Origin of the sequence: Pseudomonas sp. 25 R 14 (genome assembly GCF_900004755.1) — a bacterium.
Classification (GTDB): domain Bacteria; phylum Pseudomonadota; class Gammaproteobacteria; order Pseudomonadales; family Pseudomonadaceae; genus Aquipseudomonas; species Aquipseudomonas brenneri.
Window position 1 is genome coordinate 15,399 of sequence record NZ_CVTS01000049.1, and the last position, 15,637, is coordinate 31,035.

General features: G+C 60.9%; 17 protein-coding genes and 1 pseudogene. 10 read left to right on the forward strand and 8 right to left on the reverse strand.

Annotation, left to right across the window (positions count from 1 at the left end; all coding sequences use genetic code 11):
* Nucleotides 1-22: 22 nt before the first annotated feature.
* Entirely contained in the window at nucleotides 23-769 is a 747-nt protein-coding gene (locus tag BFQ03_RS16890) for a LytR/AlgR family response regulator transcription factor (RefSeq protein ID WP_032856909.1), read from the reverse strand.
* Between the two features lie 551 nt (nucleotides 770-1,320).
* Between BFQ03_RS16890 and argH the strand changes: the two genes are divergently transcribed.
* Complete coding sequence (gene argH / locus BFQ03_RS16900; RefSeq protein WP_032856907.1) at nucleotides 1,321-2,715, forward strand: argininosuccinate lyase; 1,395 nt, start codon at nucleotides 1,321-1,323, stop codon at nucleotides 2,713-2,715.
* Between the two features lie 111 nt (nucleotides 2,716-2,826).
* Here the strand turns inward: argH and BFQ03_RS16905 are convergent, their stop codons facing one another.
* Nucleotides 2,827-3,486, reverse strand: a complete 660-nt coding sequence (locus BFQ03_RS16905; RefSeq protein WP_032856905.1) for a glutathione S-transferase family protein — start codon at nucleotides 3,484-3,486, stop codon at nucleotides 2,827-2,829.
* Between the two features lie 126 nt (nucleotides 3,487-3,612).
* On the opposite strand from BFQ03_RS16905, the gene BFQ03_RS16910 reads away from it, so the two are divergent.
* From BFQ03_RS16910 to BFQ03_RS16920, 3 genes are all read left to right on the forward strand, one after another.
* Nucleotides 3,613-3,897, forward strand: coding sequence for a hypothetical protein (locus BFQ03_RS16910; protein WP_032856903.1), 285 nt, complete (start codon nucleotides 3,613-3,615; stop codon nucleotides 3,895-3,897).
* A gap of 186 nt (nucleotides 3,898-4,083) precedes the next feature.
* A complete protein-coding gene (locus BFQ03_RS16915) occupies nucleotides 4,084-4,338 on the forward strand; it encodes a TIGR02647 family protein (protein WP_032856902.1) in 255 nt (84 codons plus the stop codon).
* Nucleotides 4,339-4,506: 168 nt separating this feature from the next.
* A complete protein-coding gene (locus BFQ03_RS16920) occupies nucleotides 4,507-7,344 on the forward strand; it encodes a class I adenylate cyclase (RefSeq protein ID WP_065943603.1) in 2,838 nt (945 codons plus the stop codon).
* Here the strand turns inward: BFQ03_RS16920 and rnk are convergent.
* From rnk to cyaY, 3 genes are all read right to left on the reverse strand, one after another.
* Nucleotides 7,341-7,751 (reverse strand): nucleoside diphosphate kinase regulator, encoded by a 411-nt coding sequence (rnk, locus tag BFQ03_RS16925; RefSeq protein ID WP_032856900.1) that lies wholly within the window; start codon nucleotides 7,749-7,751, stop codon nucleotides 7,341-7,343. The genes BFQ03_RS16920 and rnk overlap by 4 nt on opposite strands.
* Nucleotides 7,752-7,894: 143 nt before the next feature.
* Nucleotides 7,895-8,113, reverse strand: coding sequence for a DUF1289 domain-containing protein (locus BFQ03_RS16930; RefSeq protein ID WP_032856898.1), 219 nt, complete (start codon nucleotides 8,111-8,113; stop codon nucleotides 7,895-7,897).
* Nucleotides 8,114-8,115: 2 nt separating this feature from the next.
* Nucleotides 8,116-8,448: an iron donor protein CyaY gene (gene cyaY / locus BFQ03_RS16935; RefSeq protein WP_032856896.1), complete on the reverse strand. Its 333-nt coding sequence runs from the start codon at nucleotides 8,446-8,448 to the stop codon at nucleotides 8,116-8,118.
* Between the two features lie 239 nt (nucleotides 8,449-8,687).
* Between cyaY and BFQ03_RS29150 the strand changes: the two genes are divergently transcribed.
* From BFQ03_RS29150 to BFQ03_RS16960, 6 genes are read left to right on the forward strand one after another with little or no spacing between them, the layout of a single operon-like run.
* The gene (locus BFQ03_RS29150) at nucleotides 8,688-8,849 is read left to right on the forward strand and encodes an LPS translocon maturation chaperone LptM (protein ID WP_032856894.1); all 162 of its coding nucleotides are present in this window, start codon (nucleotides 8,688-8,690) and stop codon (nucleotides 8,847-8,849) included.
* A gap of 9 nt (nucleotides 8,850-8,858) precedes the next feature.
* Nucleotides 8,859-10,106, forward strand: a complete 1,248-nt coding sequence (lysA, locus tag BFQ03_RS16940) for a diaminopimelate decarboxylase (RefSeq protein WP_032856892.1) — start codon at nucleotides 8,859-8,861, stop codon at nucleotides 10,104-10,106.
* 4 nt (nucleotides 10,107-10,110) lie between these two features.
* Nucleotides 10,111-10,941 carry a diaminopimelate epimerase gene (gene dapF, locus BFQ03_RS16945; RefSeq protein WP_032856890.1) on the forward strand — a complete coding sequence of 277 codons (831 nt, stop codon included), beginning with the start codon at nucleotides 10,111-10,113 and terminating at the stop codon, nucleotides 10,939-10,941.
* A gap of 13 nt (nucleotides 10,942-10,954) precedes the next feature.
* The gene (locus tag BFQ03_RS16950; RefSeq protein ID WP_032856888.1) at nucleotides 10,955-11,680 is read left to right on the forward strand and encodes a DUF484 family protein; all 726 of its coding nucleotides are present in this window, start codon (nucleotides 10,955-10,957) and stop codon (nucleotides 11,678-11,680) included.
* 2 nt (nucleotides 11,681-11,682) lie between these two features.
* Nucleotides 11,683-12,582: a tyrosine recombinase XerC gene (xerC, locus tag BFQ03_RS16955; protein ID WP_032856886.1), complete on the forward strand. Its 900-nt coding sequence runs from the start codon at nucleotides 11,683-11,685 to the stop codon at nucleotides 12,580-12,582.
* On the forward strand, nucleotides 12,579-13,274 hold the full coding sequence (locus BFQ03_RS16960) for an HAD family hydrolase (protein ID WP_032856884.1): 696 nt from the start codon (nucleotides 12,579-12,581) through the stop codon (nucleotides 13,272-13,274). The genes xerC and BFQ03_RS16960 overlap by 4 nt, the downstream gene beginning before the upstream one ends.
* Nucleotides 13,275-13,457: 183 nt before the next feature.
* Here the strand turns inward: BFQ03_RS16960 and sutA are convergent, their stop codons facing one another.
* The 3 genes and pseudogenes from sutA to BFQ03_RS16970 form a co-directional block, all read right to left on the reverse strand.
* The gene (gene sutA, locus BFQ03_RS16965; RefSeq protein WP_032856883.1) at nucleotides 13,458-13,784 is read right to left on the reverse strand and encodes a transcriptional regulator SutA; all 327 of its coding nucleotides are present in this window, start codon (nucleotides 13,782-13,784) and stop codon (nucleotides 13,458-13,460) included.
* Between the two features lie 103 nt (nucleotides 13,785-13,887).
* Nucleotides 13,888-14,049: pseudogene (locus BFQ03_RS29160) on the reverse strand (YjbQ family protein); the annotation flags it as partial.
* 249 nt (nucleotides 14,050-14,298) lie between these two features.
* The gene (locus BFQ03_RS16970; RefSeq protein ID WP_065943604.1) at nucleotides 14,299-15,636 is read right to left on the reverse strand and encodes an ammonium transporter; all 1,338 of its coding nucleotides are present in this window, start codon (nucleotides 15,634-15,636) and stop codon (nucleotides 14,299-14,301) included.
* Between the last annotated feature and the right edge of the window lies 1 nt (nucleotide 15,637).

Here is a 15,637-nt window from a genome sequence, read left to right on the forward strand (position 1 = left end):
GAACATCGCCGCAACCCTTGGGCTAAAGCTGCTGCATCATCTTGCGCACACCTGCGACATGGCGCCGGCTGACGATCAACGCGTCGCCGTTAAGCCCTTTGAGGAATAACTGGAAATGCCCCAGGGGCGTGCGCTGCAGGCGCTCGATGCGCTCGCGGGCCACCAGCGCATTGCGGTGGATACGCACGAAGCGCTCGCCGAATTCATCTTCCAGGGCCTTGAGCGGCTCATCGAGCAGCACTTCACCGTGCTCGTGACGCAAGGTCACGTACTTGTGATCGGCAATAAAATAAACCACCTGATCCACAGGAATCAGCTCAATGCCCTTGCGGGTCCTGGCGCTGATGTGGCTGCGCGGGCCGTTGCCACTTTGCGCTGCGGGCTGGGTCAGGGCGGCAAGCTGGACGCGATTGGGTCGCTCCGCCTTCTTCAAGGCCTTGAGCACTGCATCGGCAGAGACCGGTTTGACCAGGAAGCTGACACCACTGGCCGCCAGGGCATCCGAGGAAAATTCCTCCTCGGTGGCGCACAACACCAGTGCTGGCGGCGACTCGCGCTCGCTCAACCGGGCGGCTACCTGCAAGCCATCGAGGCCCGGCATGCGGATATCGAGGAGCACGACATCCGGCTTCAAGCTTTCGATCAAGGTCAAGGCCTCGTCGCCACTTGCGGCGCTCGGCTCTAGGGCAGTGTATCCCTCAAGCTCACTGACCATACGGTTCAGTCGCTCGCGGGCTTGGGGTTCGTCATCAACGATCAGGACATTCATATTGCGCTGGATTCCTGCGTGAGTCTCGCACAAGGATAGCGTAGACAGGTGCGGTGACTTCCGTCACGGCGATCCACGCTAAGACTAGCGGGAGCGGCAAAAAGTGCCCCGAGAGCGGCACCAATATTTACCCGGACCTGCTCAATACCGCCAGAAGCCCGATACCGCAGGGCATCGTCATAGGGTTTGCTGATACACAATATGAACACCCCCTCTACTTTATGGTTAGCCTGGAGTTCGACTTCACCACCCGGCAATGGTGCACTGCACCCCTGTCAGTGGAACTGTAGACGCTCATGAAGACGATATAGCTCAATCGTCAAATATCGTTTCAATAAACACCCCATGTTTACCTCAGGAATCGCCCGCGTTAAAGCCCTTGTGCGATCCTGCCTCCAGTCTCATCCCGGACGCGGTCGACGGCAAGGCACTTTGCCATCCATCAAACAAATAAAAATGCCGATGCGGCGTATCAACGCCTCCACGGGCAACCCTGTTATTATCGACGGCACACTTTCATGCCCTCTTTTAAGCAGATCACGAGCGAATCCATGAGCACCGACAAGACCAACCAGTCCTGGGGCGGCCGCTTCAGTGAGCCCGTCGACGCCTTCGTCGCGCGCTTCACCGCCTCCGTCACCTTCGACCAGCGCCTCTATCGCCACGACATCATGGGCTCTATCGCCCACGCCACCATGCTGGCCAAGGTCGGCGTGCTGACCGATGCCGAGCGCGACAGCATCATCGATGGCCTGACCACCATCCGTGGCGAAATCGAGGCTGGCACCTTCGACTGGCGCGTGGACCTTGAAGATGTGCACATGAACATCGAAGCCCGCCTGACTGACCGTATCGGCGTGACGGGCAAGAAGCTGCACACCGGACGTAGCCGCAACGACCAGGTGGCCACCGATATCCGCCTGTGGCTGCGCGATGAAATCGACCTGATCCTGGGCGAAATCACCCGCCTGCAAAAAGGCCTGCTGGAACAGGCCGAACGTGAATCGGACACCATCATGCCCGGTTTCACCCACCTGCAGACCGCACAGCCCGTGACTTTCGGCCACCACCTGCTGGCCTGGTTCGAAATGCTCAGCCGCGACTACGAGCGCCTGGTCGATTGCCGCAAACGCGCCAACCGCATGCCGCTGGGCAGCGCCGCGCTGGCGGGCACCACCTACCCGATCGACCGCGAATACACCGCGCAACTGCTGGGTTTTGACGCAGTAGGCGGCAACTCCCTGGACGGCGTGTCGGATCGTGACTTCGCCATTGAGTTCTGCGCCGCGGCCAGCATCGCGATGATGCACTTGTCGCGGTTCTCCGAAGAACTGGTGCTGTGGACCAGCGCGCAGTTCCAGTTCATCGACCTGCCGGATCGTTTCTGCACCGGCAGCTCGATCATGCCGCAAAAGAAAAACCCTGACGTGCCAGAGCTGGTTCGTGGCAAGAGCGGCCGTGTTTTCGGTGCCTTGATGGGCCTGCTGACCCTGATGAAGGGCCAGCCCCTGGCCTACAACAAGGACAACCAGGAAGACAAGGAACCGCTGTTCGACGCCGCCGACACCCTGCGCGACTCGCTGCGCGCGTTTGCCGACATGATCCCGGCGATCAAGCCCAAGCACGCGATCATGCGTGAAGCGGCCCTGCGCGGTTTCTCCACCGCCACTGACCTTGCGGACTACCTGGTGCGCCGTGGCCTGCCGTTCCGTGACTGCCATGAAATCGTTGGCCATGCTGTGAAATACGGCGTGGACACCGGCAAGGATCTGGCGGAAATGAGCCTGGAAGAGCTGCGTAAGTTCAGCGACCAGATCGAGCAGGACGTGTTCGCGGTGCTGACCCTGGAAGGTTCGGTGAATGCCCGCAACCACATCGGCGGCACCGCACCGGCCCAGGTCAAGGCCGCCGCTGCGCGCGGCCAGGCACTGCTCGCCAGCCGCTAACAACTGGCAGTCCAAAATGTGGGAGCGGGCTTGCTCGCGAAGGCGGCGGATCAGTCAATTTATATACCGACTGCCACAACGCTATCGCGAGCAAGCCCGCTCCCACCGTTATTACTTCTTCGCCGCGATCATCGCCATGAAGGCTGGCATCGCCGCCTCCTTGTCCGCCGCCACTCGCTGGGCGTTAGGCATGTCTTGCAGCTTCTTCAGCAAGGCCTTGGCCTGCGGAAACTCAGCCAACAGATCCAGGCCAAACAGCTTCCCACCGACCGCACACGCCAAGTCCACGCTGTACAGGAAGTACAAGTCGGCCAACGTAAGACTCTCCCCCGCCACATACGGCGCAAACTTGCCGTGGCGCCCCAGCGACGCAATCCCCAGCAGCAGCTCGGCCCTGGACTTGTCCTTGATCGCTTCTGGCACCGACATGCCAAAGAACGCCTCGGCATAACACGCGCGGGCTGGCAGTTCGATGTACAACTCGATTTCCCTGCACAACGCCAACACCTGGGCACGCTGGAACGCATCGCCAGGCAGCAGGGCCGGGCCCGACTGTGTCTGTTCGAGGTATTCGAGAATCACGCTGGTTTCGTTGATGAAGCCTTTTTCGACCTTCAGCACCGGCACCTTGCCGCGCGGGCTCACCGCCAGGGCTTCGGGGGTTTGCCCGGCATAAAACGGCACTTCCTCGAAGGGCAAGCCCTTTTCCAGGAGCGCCAGCTTGACCATGTTGTAGTAGTTACTGACCGAAAATCCGTAGAGCTTGAGCATCACAAAGCCTCCAGGCCGTGCAGGGGGTTGGCTGGGTAGGTTATAGATCGTGATGAGCCACCTGACCAGCAGCATCACCTGGCTGAATGGGGGTAAACTGGCGCCCTTTCCTGACAGGAGGCTGCCATGAGCGAGCCAACCGATATCGACAACGACGAAGAAGAGTTCGCCGAGTCCACCCTGACCCAAGCGATCGAAAACCAAATCGAAAGCGACAACCCGCCTGCGGCCAAGGCCACGTTCAACAAGCTGACCCTGGTGGGCTACGAGCGCGAAGACATCCTGAACCTGATGGCCCACGTGCTGGCCGTCGAAATCGACGCGATGCTGGAAGAAGACCGCCCGTTCAATACCGATTGGTATGAAACGGCGCTGCGCGCACTGCCAGAGCTGCCGCCCGAAAACCAGTGACCCTGCCCTTGTAGGAGCGAGCTTGTTCGCGAAAAACCTGAGCGCGCTGCGGTTACTCAACTGCCCCGCGTCAACGTTAGCGCTTTTCGCGAGCAAGCTCGCGCCTACACACTGGACAGTTCGCTCAAGTACGTTCACCTTAGGCTCTGCTAGCGTCTGACAATTCCTAGAACGTCTGGAGTCCTTATGTCGTATACCCCTGAGTTGGTTGCCGAACTGGAAATCCTTGTACTTTTCCCCCTGGATAGCACTCATGAAGGTCTGAAAGTCCACCAGACCGCCGCTCCAACTGCCATTGCTGCTGCCAAGCGCCTGTTCGAGAAAAAACTGATCGACCAGCCAGATGGCGGCTACCTGACCAGCCTGGGTCGCGACGCCGCAGAACAAGCCCAGACCTTGCTGACGATTCTGACCACCGCGACCACCAAAGAAGCCGCTTGATACCTCGTATCGCCCACGGGATCCTCTGTTCATGGATTCCGCGGGCACTCCTGCGCCCGCGATAAAATTCTGACGTCAAAAACAGATTCCTCTTAAACCTCCTACGATTCTGTCTGTAAACTCCTACACGGCTGCCCACGCCGGGCCCTGCGAGCCATTGAGTTCGACATGACCAGTACCCATGAAATCCGCCCTGACTTGGATGAAGGCATTGACCGCAAGGTACTGGCCCAACTGCGCGCGCGTTTCCTGACCCTCAACGCAGGCCGCATGGCCCGTGCCGTCGAAGGACTGACCCCGCGCCAGCAAAGCGTGCTGGCGCTGCTGCCGTTGTTTTTCCACGTCAATCACCCGCTGCTGCCGGGTTATGTCTCGGGCAGTACCCCGGCCGGGCTGTCGAATTTTGAACCGGACGCCCAGGTCCTGGCCGAAGCCCAACGCCTGACCCGCTCGTTTTCCTACAAGCCACGCCACGGCAACTCGCCAACCCCGATCCACGGTCTGTTTCTGATGGGCAGCCTCGGCACACTGGCCCAAGCCGACCAGAGCGATATGGACGTCTGGGTCTGCCACGCCGAAGACCTGGACGAGGTCGAACTGGGCGAATTGCGCAAGAAATGCCAGTTGCTGGAGACCTGGGCCCTGAGCATGGGGGCCGAGGCGCACTTTTTCCTGATCGAACCCAAGCGTTTTGTACAGGGTGGTCGCGATACCCAGCTCAGTTCGGATGACTGCGGTACCAGCCAGCACTATCTATTGCTGGACGAGTTTTACCGCACCGCAATCTGGCTGGCCGGACGCACGCCGATCTGGTGGCTGGTACCGGTCTACGAAGAAGCGCGCTATGCCGAATTTACCCACGCGCTGGTTTCCAAACGTTTTATCCGCGCCGACGAAACCCTCGACCTCGGACATCTGGCTCATATTCCACCAGGAGAATTCATCGGCGCCGGTTTGTGGCAACTGTTCAAGGGCATCGAGTCGCCCTATAAGTCCGTGCTCAAGCTGTTGCTGACCGAGGTGTATGCCAGCGAGCACCCCAAGGTGCAGTGCCTGAGCCTGCGCTTCAAACGGGCGGTGTTCGCCAACCAACTGGATCTGGATGAGCTGGACCCGTACATCGTGGTCTATCGGCGTATCGAGGAATACCTGCTGGGCCGCAACGAGCCCGAGCGCCTGGAACTGGTGCGGCGCAGCCTGTACCTGAAGGTCAACCGCAAGCTCACCACCGGCCAGCGCACCACCGGGTGGCAACGTGCGCTGCTGGAGCGTCTGGCCAATGAATGGGGCTGGGACCCGCGACAACTGGCCCTGCTCGATAGCCGCAGCCAGTGGAAAGTGCGCCAGGTGGCGTCCGAGCGCCGCGCGCTGGTCAACGAGCTCAATTACAGCTATCGCTTCCTGACCCAGTTCGCCCGCACCGAGCAGACCGTCAGCCTGATCAACAAACGCGACCTCAATGTGCTGGGCCGGCGCCTGTACGCCGCCTTTGAACGCAAGGCCGGCAAAGTCGAGTTCATCAACCCAGGGATTGCCCCGGACCTGGCCGAAGACACCCTCACCCTGGTCCACTCGCCCAACCGCAAGGAGCCGGGCCAGTCCCATTGGGGCCTGTACAACGGCAGCCTGACCGCACTGGAATGGGAACACTTTGCCCCGATCAAGCGCAGCCGGGACCTGCTGGAGATGCTCACCTGGTGCCATCGCAACGGTGTGATCGACAGCAGCACCCGCCTGGCCTTGCACCCAGGCACCAGCGACTTGAGCGAGTTCGAGCTGTTCAACCTGCTGGGCAGCCTGCAACAGACCGTCGCCCTGCCCCTGGCCACAGTCGATGAGGAGCGCTTGCTGCGCACAGCGATACCCGATGAAGTGCTGTTGCTGGTCAACGTCGGTGTCGACCCGCTCAAGCACCACCGCGATTTGAATATCCTGATGACCACCGAGCGCACCGACTCGTTGAGTTACGCCGGCGTCAGGGAAAACCTGGTGCTGACCCTGGATCAGGTGACGCTCAACAGCTGGAACGAGGTGATGGTCAGCCGCTACGACGGGCCCCACGCCCTGCTCGACTGCCTGCGCGACTATCTGAACCAGTTGCCGCGCAACCAACTGCCACGGCTGCGGGTGCGCTGTTTCTGCCACAACCGGGCACAGTTCATTGCCCAGCGTGTGGAAGAGATTTTCGATACCGCGCAAAACCTGATGCTCAGCCAGCTCAACCACCGCTACCTGATCCAGGTGCAACAGCATTATCACGTCATGGAACTGGCCCCAGGGCAAGCCACTCATGTGCCACTGGCCAGCCAGCAGGCGCTGGTGGATTACCTCAGCGAAGAATTGGCCAGCTACAGCCCGCTGCACCTGGATGCCATGGCCCTCGAAGACCACGACCTGGCAGCCTTGCTGCCCATGGGCCAGGCCGATTGTGTGCAAGTGTTTTATCGCATCAACGAGGGCTTCGCCGAGCTGTACGTGCTCGACGAGTTCAATGCGCTCTGGCAACAACGCCTGCCGTTTCACGATGAACAGAGCCTGTTGGTGCCATTGCAACGTTTCCTGCAATCGGTCATTTATCGGCGTGACGCGCTGTCACCGCTGGACCCGCAGCAGCCACTGGGGGCTGTGCAGGTGCTGTATTACCAACTGTCATCGGCAGGCGGCCGCGCCCGGCGGGTCGAGCCACGACCTGCGCCCCAGACGCCGGCCAACAAACCGTTCTACGACGTGCAGGCAATTATCGGCAAGGGCGCACCAGGGCAGGTGGGGATTACCCTGTACTGCAATCAGCGGGAGTTTTGCGAACTGGAATTTGGCGACCAACTGTTTGCAGTCGTCGCCCAGGAGATCGTCGGGCAGCGCCGGGAAACCGAGCGCTATCGTTGCTACATCACCGATCTGGACCTGTCCGGCCTGCTCGGTGATGTCCAAAGCCCGAGCAATCTGTACCTGCGCTACAAGGCCGAGCTGGAGCAGGCGCTCAACCAGGCGTTGAACCAGGTTTAGAGTGGGAACGCGCCGCCGTCCTTGGGCTGGCCTTCGACACTCAGCAGCTCAAGCTTGAGGGTCTTGCCGCCCGGAGCTGGCCAATCGATATGCTGGCCGACTTGCAGGCCCAGCAACGCACTGCCCACCGGGGCCAGGATCGAAATTTTGCCTTCGTCGGCATTCGCATCCTTGGGGTAGACCAGGGTCAGGTGATAGTCCTTGCCGCTGCTTTGCTCACGGCAATGGACGCTGGAGTTCATGGTCACGACACCGGCAGGCACTTCATCGTGGCCGACCACTTCGTCAGCGCGGTCAAGTTCGGCTTGCAGGGCGATGACGCCTGGCAATTTGTCGTCCATACGGTCGATCAGTTGCTCAAGACGTTGCACATCGAGACGGGTGAGGATGATGGAAGGTGCAGTCATGATTGCGGCAGTCTCCTTTTTTTCTGCACAAAAAAGCAAAACCCCGCCAGGAAAAGGCGGGGTTCTCACGGACCTCGATGAGTTGAGGCGTACCCGGACACTACCACAGCACAACAAATAAACAAGATGGGCCGGCCTGAAGGTCAGGCGCCGGCCTTGCGTTGCTCGGCCTGGGCGACAATCACGCGGCGCCGCTGATCGTCAGCGGAGCGCCATTCACGGATGTCTTCCACGTGTCGGAAGCAGCCAAGGCAGACTTTTTGCTCATCCAGCCGACACAAACTGATACAAGGTGACGGCACTGCCGGGCTGACATTGCTGAACAGCGGCTTGGGCGCTCGGGCGGGTGCGGGCTGAGTCACAATCAGATCTCGTCGAAATCCAGCTCGACGCCGGCTTGTTCCTGGACGAGACGCGCGAGCATTTCGCCCAACTGCTCTTCGGTTTTGTCACACATCCAGTGGCCACTTTCTTCGTCGTAGTCAAAGTGGAAACCACCGGAACGCGCGGCCAGCCAGAGCTGACGCAGCGGCTCCTGGCGACTGAAAATCAACTGGCTGCCGTTTTCGAACTTGACGGTGAGCACACCGGCGGAGTTCTCCTGATCCAGGTCTTCGCCACTCTCGTCGAAAATATCCTCCAGCGCTTGCTGGGTCGCATCGACCAGGTCGTGGAAGCGGGCTTCGGTCAAACTCATGGTGGGAACCTCAAAAAGTGTCTACTCACGCTCAAGCGGCGCACGATACGGACGCGCCATGATGATTGCAAAGGATACCGATTTCATTCCCGTCAGCCGCGTGAAATATCCGCGATAGATGTAGGCCACTTCACGACATACTCGGCAAAGCCCCGCCGGACGGGTGTCCCGGCGCATAGGCAAGCTGGCGGGTGGTCGGTATACTCGGGCGCAATTAATGCATATTCAAGGATTTAGCCATGAAGCGCCTGATCTCTTCCCTTGCTGCGCTCGTCGCGGTCGCTTGCCTCGTCAGTGCCTGTGGTCAAAAAGGCCCGCTGTACCTGCCCGATGACAGCAAAGACCCGAATGAACAGGCGCAAACGTCGCAATCCAAAGCGCACAAGCACGACACCAACTAAGGGCACATCATGGACGCTTTTAACTACCGGGACGGCGAGCTGTTCGCGGAAGGCGTGGCGCTGTCCGCGATTGCCGAACGCTTCGGTACCCCGACCTACGTGTACTCCCGTGCCCACATCGAAGCGCAATACCGCTCCTTTACCGATGCGCTCGTCGGCGTACCGCACCTGGTGTGCTACGCGGTCAAGGCCAACTCCAACCTCGGCGTGCTCAATGTCCTGGCGCGCCTGGGCGCTGGTTTCGACATCGTGTCCCGTGGTGAGCTGGAGCGTGTATTGGCCGCTGGCGGCCAGGCCGACAAGATTGTGTTCTCCGGTGTCGGCAAGACCCGCGAAGACATGCGCCGCGCCCTGGAAGTAGGCGTGCATTGCTTCAACATCGAATCCACCGACGAGCTGGAGCGCCTACAAGTGGTAGCCGCCGAGATGGGCGTGCGCGCGCCGATCTCCCTGCGCGTCAACCCGGACGTCGATGCTGGCACCCACCCGTACATTTCCACCGGTCTCAAAGAAAACAAGTTCGGCATCGCCATTGCCGACGCCGAAGACGTGTACATCCGTGCCGCCCAGTTGCCAAACCTGGAAGTGCTGGGTGTGGACTGCCATATCGGCTCGCAATTGACCACTTTGCCACCGTTCATCGACGCCCTCGATCGCCTGCTGGCACTGATCGACCGCCTCGGTGAGTGCGGCATCTACCTGCACCACATCGACCTCGGTGGTGGCGTGGGCGTGCGTTATCGCGATGAAGAGCCGCCGCTGATTGCCGACTATATCCAGGCCGTGCGCGAGCGCATCGAAGGCCGCGACCTGACGCTGATGTTTGAGCCGGGCCGCTATATTGTCGCCAATGCGGGCGTGCTGCTGACCCAGGTCGAGTACCTCAAGCACACCGAACACAAGGATTTCGCCATCGTCGATGCGGCGATGAACGACCTGATCCGCCCGGCGCTGTACCAGGCCTGGATGAATGTCACCGCCGTGACGCCGCGCGCAAGCGTTGCCCGCGCCTATGACATCGTCGGCCCGATCTGCGAGACCGGCGATTTCCTGGCCAAGGACCGTGAACTGGCCCTGGAAGAAGGCGATCTGCTGGCCGTGCATTCGGCCGGTGCCTATGGGTTTGTCATGAGCTCCAACTACAACACCCGCGGGCGTACCGCCGAGGTGTTGGTGGACGGTGATCAAGCGTTTGAAGTGCGTCGCCGCGAGACGGTAGCCGAGTTGTTTGCTGGCGAAAGCCTGCTGCCGGAGTAATCCCATGCTGCTGCGTTTTACCAAGATGCACGGCCTGGGCAATGACTTCATGGTCCTTGACCTGGTCAGCCAGCACGCGCACATCCTGCCCAAGCACGCCAAGCTGTGGGGCGACCGCCATACCGGCATCGGCTTCGACCAGTTGCTGATCGTCGAGGCGCCGAGCAACCCGGAGGTGGATTTCCGTTATCGGATCTTCAACTCCGACGGTTCCGAAGTGGAACAGTGCGGCAACGGTGCGCGTTGTTTCGCCCGTTTTGTGCTGGACAAGCGCCTGACCGCCAAACGGCAGATTCGCGTCGAGACCAAAAGCGGCATTATCGAGCTGGATATCCGCAGTGACGGCCAGATCAGCGTCGACATGGGCGCCCCGCGCCTGGTGCCAGCCGATATTCCGTTCCAGGCTGACGCCCAGGCGCTGAGTTATCCGCTGGATGTCGACGGCACTGTCGTCGAGGTGGCAGCCGTGTCCATGGGCAACCCCCATGCCGTGCTGCGGGTCAACGACATCAACAATGCGCCGGTGCATGAACTGGGGCCGAAGATCGAACATCACCCGCGCTTTCCGGCACGGGTCAACGTCGGCTTCCTGCAGGTCATCGACCGCTCCCGTGCGCAATTGCGTGTGTGGGAGCGCGGCGCCGGGGAAACCCAGGCTTGCGGCACTGGCGCCTGCGCCGCTGCCGTGGCTGCGATCAGCCAGGGCTGGATGGATTCGCCACTGCTGATCGACCTGCCCGGCGGACGCCTGTCCATCGAATGGGCAGGCCCAGGCCAACCGGTGAAAATGACCGGCCCGGCATCCCGTGTATACGAAGGACAAGTCCGTCTATGAGAGCGCCTCGCCAATGACCGATAAGCCCCAGGCACCCGCCAAGCAGCCCGAAGGATCCCCTTGCGAAAGCCTGGAGGCAGCGGCCGTCGCCGCTTACCTGGAGGCTAATCCGGACTTCTTCGTCGAACACGAAGAACTGCTGCCGGCCTTGCGCATTCCCCACCAGCGCGGCGATACCGTGTCGCTGGTGGAACGGCAGATGAAAATCCTGCGCGAGCGCAACATCGAAATGCGCCATCGACTCTCGCAGCTGATGGACGTGGCCCGCGACAACGACCGTCTGTTCGACAAGACCCGCCGCCTGATCCTGGCGCTGCTGGATGCAGGCAGCCTGGAAGACCTGACCATTGCCGTCGAAGACAGCCTGCGCCAGGACTTCCAGGTGCCGTTTGTCAGCCTGATCCTGTTCAGCGACAACCCGATGCCGGTTGGGCGCTGGGTCAAGGGCAGCGAGGCGCAGACCGCCATTGGTGGCCTGCTGTCGGAAGGCAAGACCATCAGCGGCACCCTGCGTGAGCATGAGCTGGACTTCCTGTTTGGCGAGGACCAGCGCGTGCAGATCGGCTCTACCGCGGTGGTCGCCCTCAGCCATCAAGGCTTGCACGGTGTCCTGGCCATCGCCAGCCGTGATCCGCAGCACTACAAGAGCACCGTAGGCACGCTGTTTTTGACCTACATTGCCGAAGTGTTGAGCCGCAGCCTGCCGCGCTTCACCACCGCCCTGCGCGCGGTGCGCTAGCCATGGAACGACAACTGGACGCCTACTGCGCTCATCTGCGCAGCGAGCGCCAGGTGTCTCCCCATACGCTGGAGGCCTATCGGCGGGACTTGAACAAGGTCCTGGCGTTCTGCGAGAAACAACAGATCGGCAGCTGGAAGGCCCTCGATATCCAGGGCCTGCGCAGCCTGATTGCCCGCCTGCACCAGCAAGGCCAGTCCTCGCGCAGCCTGGCGCGCCTGCTGTCGGCGGTGCGCGGCCTCTATCACTACCTCAACCGCGAAGGCCTGTGCGATCACGACCCGGCCAACGGCCTGGCACCGCCCAAGGGCGAACGCCGCCTGCCCAAGACCCTGGATGCCGACCGCACCCTGCAACTGCTCGATGGCGCGGTCGAGGATGACTTCCTGGCGCACCGTGACCAGGCGATCCTGGAGCTATTCTACTCTTCGGGCCTGCGCCTGTCGGAGCTGACCAGCCTCAACCTCGATCAGTTAGACCTGGCCGATGGCCTGGTGCAAGTACACGGTAAAGGCAGCAAGACCCGCGTGCTGCCCATCGGCAAAAAGGCCCGGGATGCCCTGTTGGTGTGGCTGCCCCTGCGGGCCTTGAGCAATCCGCCGGACGCCGCTGTGTTTGTCAGCCAGCAAGGCCGACGCCTCGGGCCACGAGCCATTCAGTTACGGGTCAAGGCCGCCGGCGAGCGAGAGCTGGGGCAAAACCTGCATCCGCACATGCTGCGGCACTCCTTTGCCAGCCACCTGCTGGAATCGTCACAAGACTTGCGCGCCGTGCAGGAACTGCTCGGCCACTCGGATATCAAGACCACCCAGATCTACACCCACCTGGACTTCCAGCACCTGGCGACGGTGTACGACAGCGCCCATCCACGGGCCAAACGCGTTAAAGGCGGCGACTCATGAGCATCAAGTTAATCACCTTCGACCTGGACGATACCTTGTGGGATAACGTCCCCGTCATCATCAGCGCCGAAGCATCGATGCGCCAATGGCTGGCCACCCATGCGTCCAAGGTCGGCGACTTTTCCCTGGAGCATTTCGCCAGCCTGCGCCAGCAGGTGTTGCAGCGTCATCCCGAGCTCAAACACCGGATCAGCATCCTGCGCCACCGGGTGCTGATGCACGCCTTTGAAGAGGCCGGTTACCCACAACCGCAAGCTACGCAAATGGCCGATACCTGCTTTGAGGCGTTCATTCACGCGCGACACCAGCTCACGGTATTCCCGGAAGCAGAGCCAATGCTTGATGCCCTGCGCCAGCACTTTCTGCTGGGGGTGATCACCAATGGCAACGCCGATGTACAGCGCGTAGGCCTGGCGGATTACTTCCACTTTGCCCTGCGGGCCGAAGATATCGGCATCGCCAAGCCGGATGTGCGCTTGTTTCAGGAAGCATTGCAGCGGGGCGGGGTGGAGGCCAGTGCGGCGGTGCATATTGGCGATCACCCGGGTGATGACATCGCCGGGGCACAGCAGGCGGGGCTGCGGGCAGTGTGGTTCAACCCGACGGGCAAGGCCTGGGAAGGCGAGAAATTGCCGGATGCGCAGATTCGTAGCTTGACCGAGCTGCCCTCACTGCTCCACAGCTGGAAATAACTGTAGGAGCCGGCTTGCCGGCGAAAAACCCGAGAGCACCGCGTGACGTCAGGCACCCCGCATTATCGTTGACGATCTTCGCCGGCAAGCCGGCTCCTACAGAAGTCATCACTGCAGAAAAAGAGTCGCCCATGAAAAAGCCCGCAGCGACGGCGGGCTTTTTCAGCAAGCAAGTAACCGACCTCAGATAGGACGGCTGCCGTACTTGTTATCCGGCTTTTTCGGTGGATCTGCCACCACGTTGGCCTCGACTTCCTGCACTTTGCCGCCCTTGGCGAGGAATTCTTCCATCGCACGGGCCAGCGCATCGCGCTCTTTGTTCTTGGCTTCAACGCTCGGCAACTCGTCAACCGACACAGCAGCCTTGGCCTTGCCTTTGGCTGTCGGGGCCGGCGCGTCATCGCCGCCGTCGTCGTCAGCTACGTCTTCGGCAGCCGCCTCAAGACCTTCTTCGGTTTCATCGTCGTCACCTACTTCGAGGTCGTCGTTTTCCAGATCATCGTCGCTCATGTTCTACCTCATGACTTGCGAAAAGCAGATTAGTTATAGCCCAGCTTCACCATCTGTCGAAGGCTGCCGGAAAAAAATCAACATCCACCGGATAACCAGTGGCTTATGCCCCATCACCATGCAAAGTGGCGAGGACTTCACGAGCACCGTCATGATCACGCTGCTCGCCCAGATAAACGCTTTGCCATGTGCCCATCACCAAGTGGCCGGACTTGACCGGCAAACTCAGTTGGCGGCTCGACAGGCTACCCTTGAAATGACCCGGGGCCTGGCCCGCAGAGTAATCAGAGCCTGTTGCCACCTACAGTTATGCGCCCATCGGCGCGCATTCTAGCGCGCTCTGGGAAAAAACAAAGTGCCGAATACGCCTACATGCCTGTAAGACATTCGCACAGTGAAAAGTACTTTGTGGATCCAATCACAAACTCGGCACAAAAAATCTCACACGCGTTCATGACAGCAAATACCAGACAAAAAAATGCCCGGCAAGCCGGGCATGTTTTTTCAAGCGTACTTACAAGTTGTAGCCGCGTTCGTTGTGCTCCGCCAGGTCCAGGCCAACAGCCTCTTCCTCTTCGGTCACCCGCAGGCCAATGGTCAGGTCCAGCGCCTTGAGAATCACAAAGGTCACGATACCGGTATAGATCACGGTGAAACCAACGCCCTTGGCCTGGATCCAGACCTGTGCGGCAATATCGGTCACCGTGCCGAAGCCACCCAGGATCGGAGCCGCGAACACACCGGTGAGGATTGCGCCGACGATACCGCCGACACCGTGCACACCGAAGGCATCCAGGGAGTCATCGTAGCCCAGCTTGCGCTTGAGGCTGGTGGCGCAGAAGAAGCAGATCACACCCGAAGCCAGGCCGATCACCAGGGCACCCATCGGGCCCACTGTACCGGCGGCCGGCGTAACGGCCACCAGGCCGGCAACCACACCAGAGGCAATGCCCAGGGCGCTTGGTTTGCCGTGGGTGATCCACTCGGCGAACATCCAGCCCAGCGCCGCAGCAGCGGTGGCGATCTGGGTCACCAGCATCGCCATGCCGGCGGTGCCGTTGGCCGCTGCAGCGGAGCCGGCGTTGAAGCCGAACCAGCCGATCCACAGCATCGCGGCACCAATCAGGGTGTAACCCAGGTTATGCGGGGCCATCGGGGTGGTCGGGTAGCCTTTACGCTTGCCGAGCACGATGCACGCTACCAGGCCAGCCACACCGGCGTTGATGTGCACCACGGTGCCGCCAGCGAAGTCCAGCACGCCCCAGTCCCACATCAGGCCGCCGTTGCCGCTCCAGACCATGTGCGCGATCGGCGCATAGACCAGGGTGAACCAGATGGCCATGAACAGCAGCATGGCGGAGAACTTCATGCGCTCAGCAAACGCACCGACGATCAGCGCCGGGGTGATGATCGCGAAGGTCATCTGGAAGGTGATGAACACCGCTTCCGGGAACAACGCCGCAGGGCCTGTGATGCTGGACGGAGTGACACCCGCCAGGAACGCCTTGCCCATGCCGCCGAAGAACGAGTTGAAGTTGACGACGCCCTGCTCCATGCCAGTCGTGTCGAACGCAATGCTGTAGCCGTAGACGACCCACAGGATGCTGATCAGACCGGTAATGGCGAAACACTGCATCATCACGGAAAGAATATTCTTGGAGCGGACCATGCCGCCGTAGAACAGCGCGAGGCCAGGGATGGTCATGAACAGCACCAGCGCGGTAGCTGTCAGCATCCAGGCGGTATCGCCGGAATTGAGGACTGGAGCCGCCACTTCGTCTGCCGCCATGGCCAGGCTGGGCGTTACGATGGACAACAGGGCTCCTAGCCCTGCGAATTTACGCAGAGTCATA

Bases quoted from the DNA above. Each gene is read 5' to 3' on its own strand.
- argH (WP_032856907.1), top strand. From the start codon at position 1,321: ATGAGCACCGACAAGACCAACCAGTCCTGGGGCGGCCGCTTCAGTGAG.
- rnk (WP_032856900.1), bottom strand. From the start codon at position 7,751: ATGACTGCACCTTCCATCATCCTCACCCGTCTCGATGTGCAACGTCTT.
- BFQ03_RS16960 (WP_032856884.1), top strand. From the start codon at position 12,579: ATGAGCATCAAGTTAATCACCTTCGACCTGGACGATACCTTGTGGGAT.
- BFQ03_RS16890 (WP_032856909.1), bottom strand. From the start codon at position 769: ATGAATGTCCTGATCGTTGATGACGAACCCCAAGCCCGCGAGCGACTG.
- BFQ03_RS16915 (WP_032856902.1), top strand. From the start codon at position 4,084: ATGTCGTATACCCCTGAGTTGGTTGCCGAACTGGAAATCCTTGTACTT.
- BFQ03_RS16905 (WP_032856905.1), bottom strand. From the start codon at position 3,486: ATGCTCAAGCTCTACGGATTTTCGGTCAGTAACTACTACAACATGGTC.
- BFQ03_RS16920 (WP_065943603.1), top strand. From the start codon at position 4,507: ATGACCAGTACCCATGAAATCCGCCCTGACTTGGATGAAGGCATTGAC.
- lysA (WP_032856892.1), top strand. From the start codon at position 8,859: ATGGACGCTTTTAACTACCGGGACGGCGAGCTGTTCGCGGAAGGCGTG.
- BFQ03_RS16970 (WP_065943604.1), bottom strand. From the start codon at position 15,636: ATGACTCTGCGTAAATTCGCAGGGCTAGGAGCCCTGTTGTCCATCGTA.
- BFQ03_RS29150 (WP_032856894.1), top strand. From the start codon at position 8,688: ATGAAGCGCCTGATCTCTTCCCTTGCTGCGCTCGTCGCGGTCGCTTGC.
- BFQ03_RS16910 (WP_032856903.1), top strand. From the start codon at position 3,613: ATGAGCGAGCCAACCGATATCGACAACGACGAAGAAGAGTTCGCCGAG.
- cyaY (WP_032856896.1), bottom strand. From the start codon at position 8,448: ATGAGTTTGACCGAAGCCCGCTTCCACGACCTGGTCGATGCGACCCAG.
- xerC (WP_032856886.1), top strand. From the start codon at position 11,683: ATGGAACGACAACTGGACGCCTACTGCGCTCATCTGCGCAGCGAGCGC.
- dapF (WP_032856890.1), top strand. From the start codon at position 10,111: ATGCTGCTGCGTTTTACCAAGATGCACGGCCTGGGCAATGACTTCATG.
- BFQ03_RS16950 (WP_032856888.1), top strand. From the start codon at position 10,955: ATGACCGATAAGCCCCAGGCACCCGCCAAGCAGCCCGAAGGATCCCCT.
- sutA (WP_032856883.1), bottom strand. From the start codon at position 13,784: ATGAGCGACGATGATCTGGAAAACGACGACCTCGAAGTAGGTGACGAC.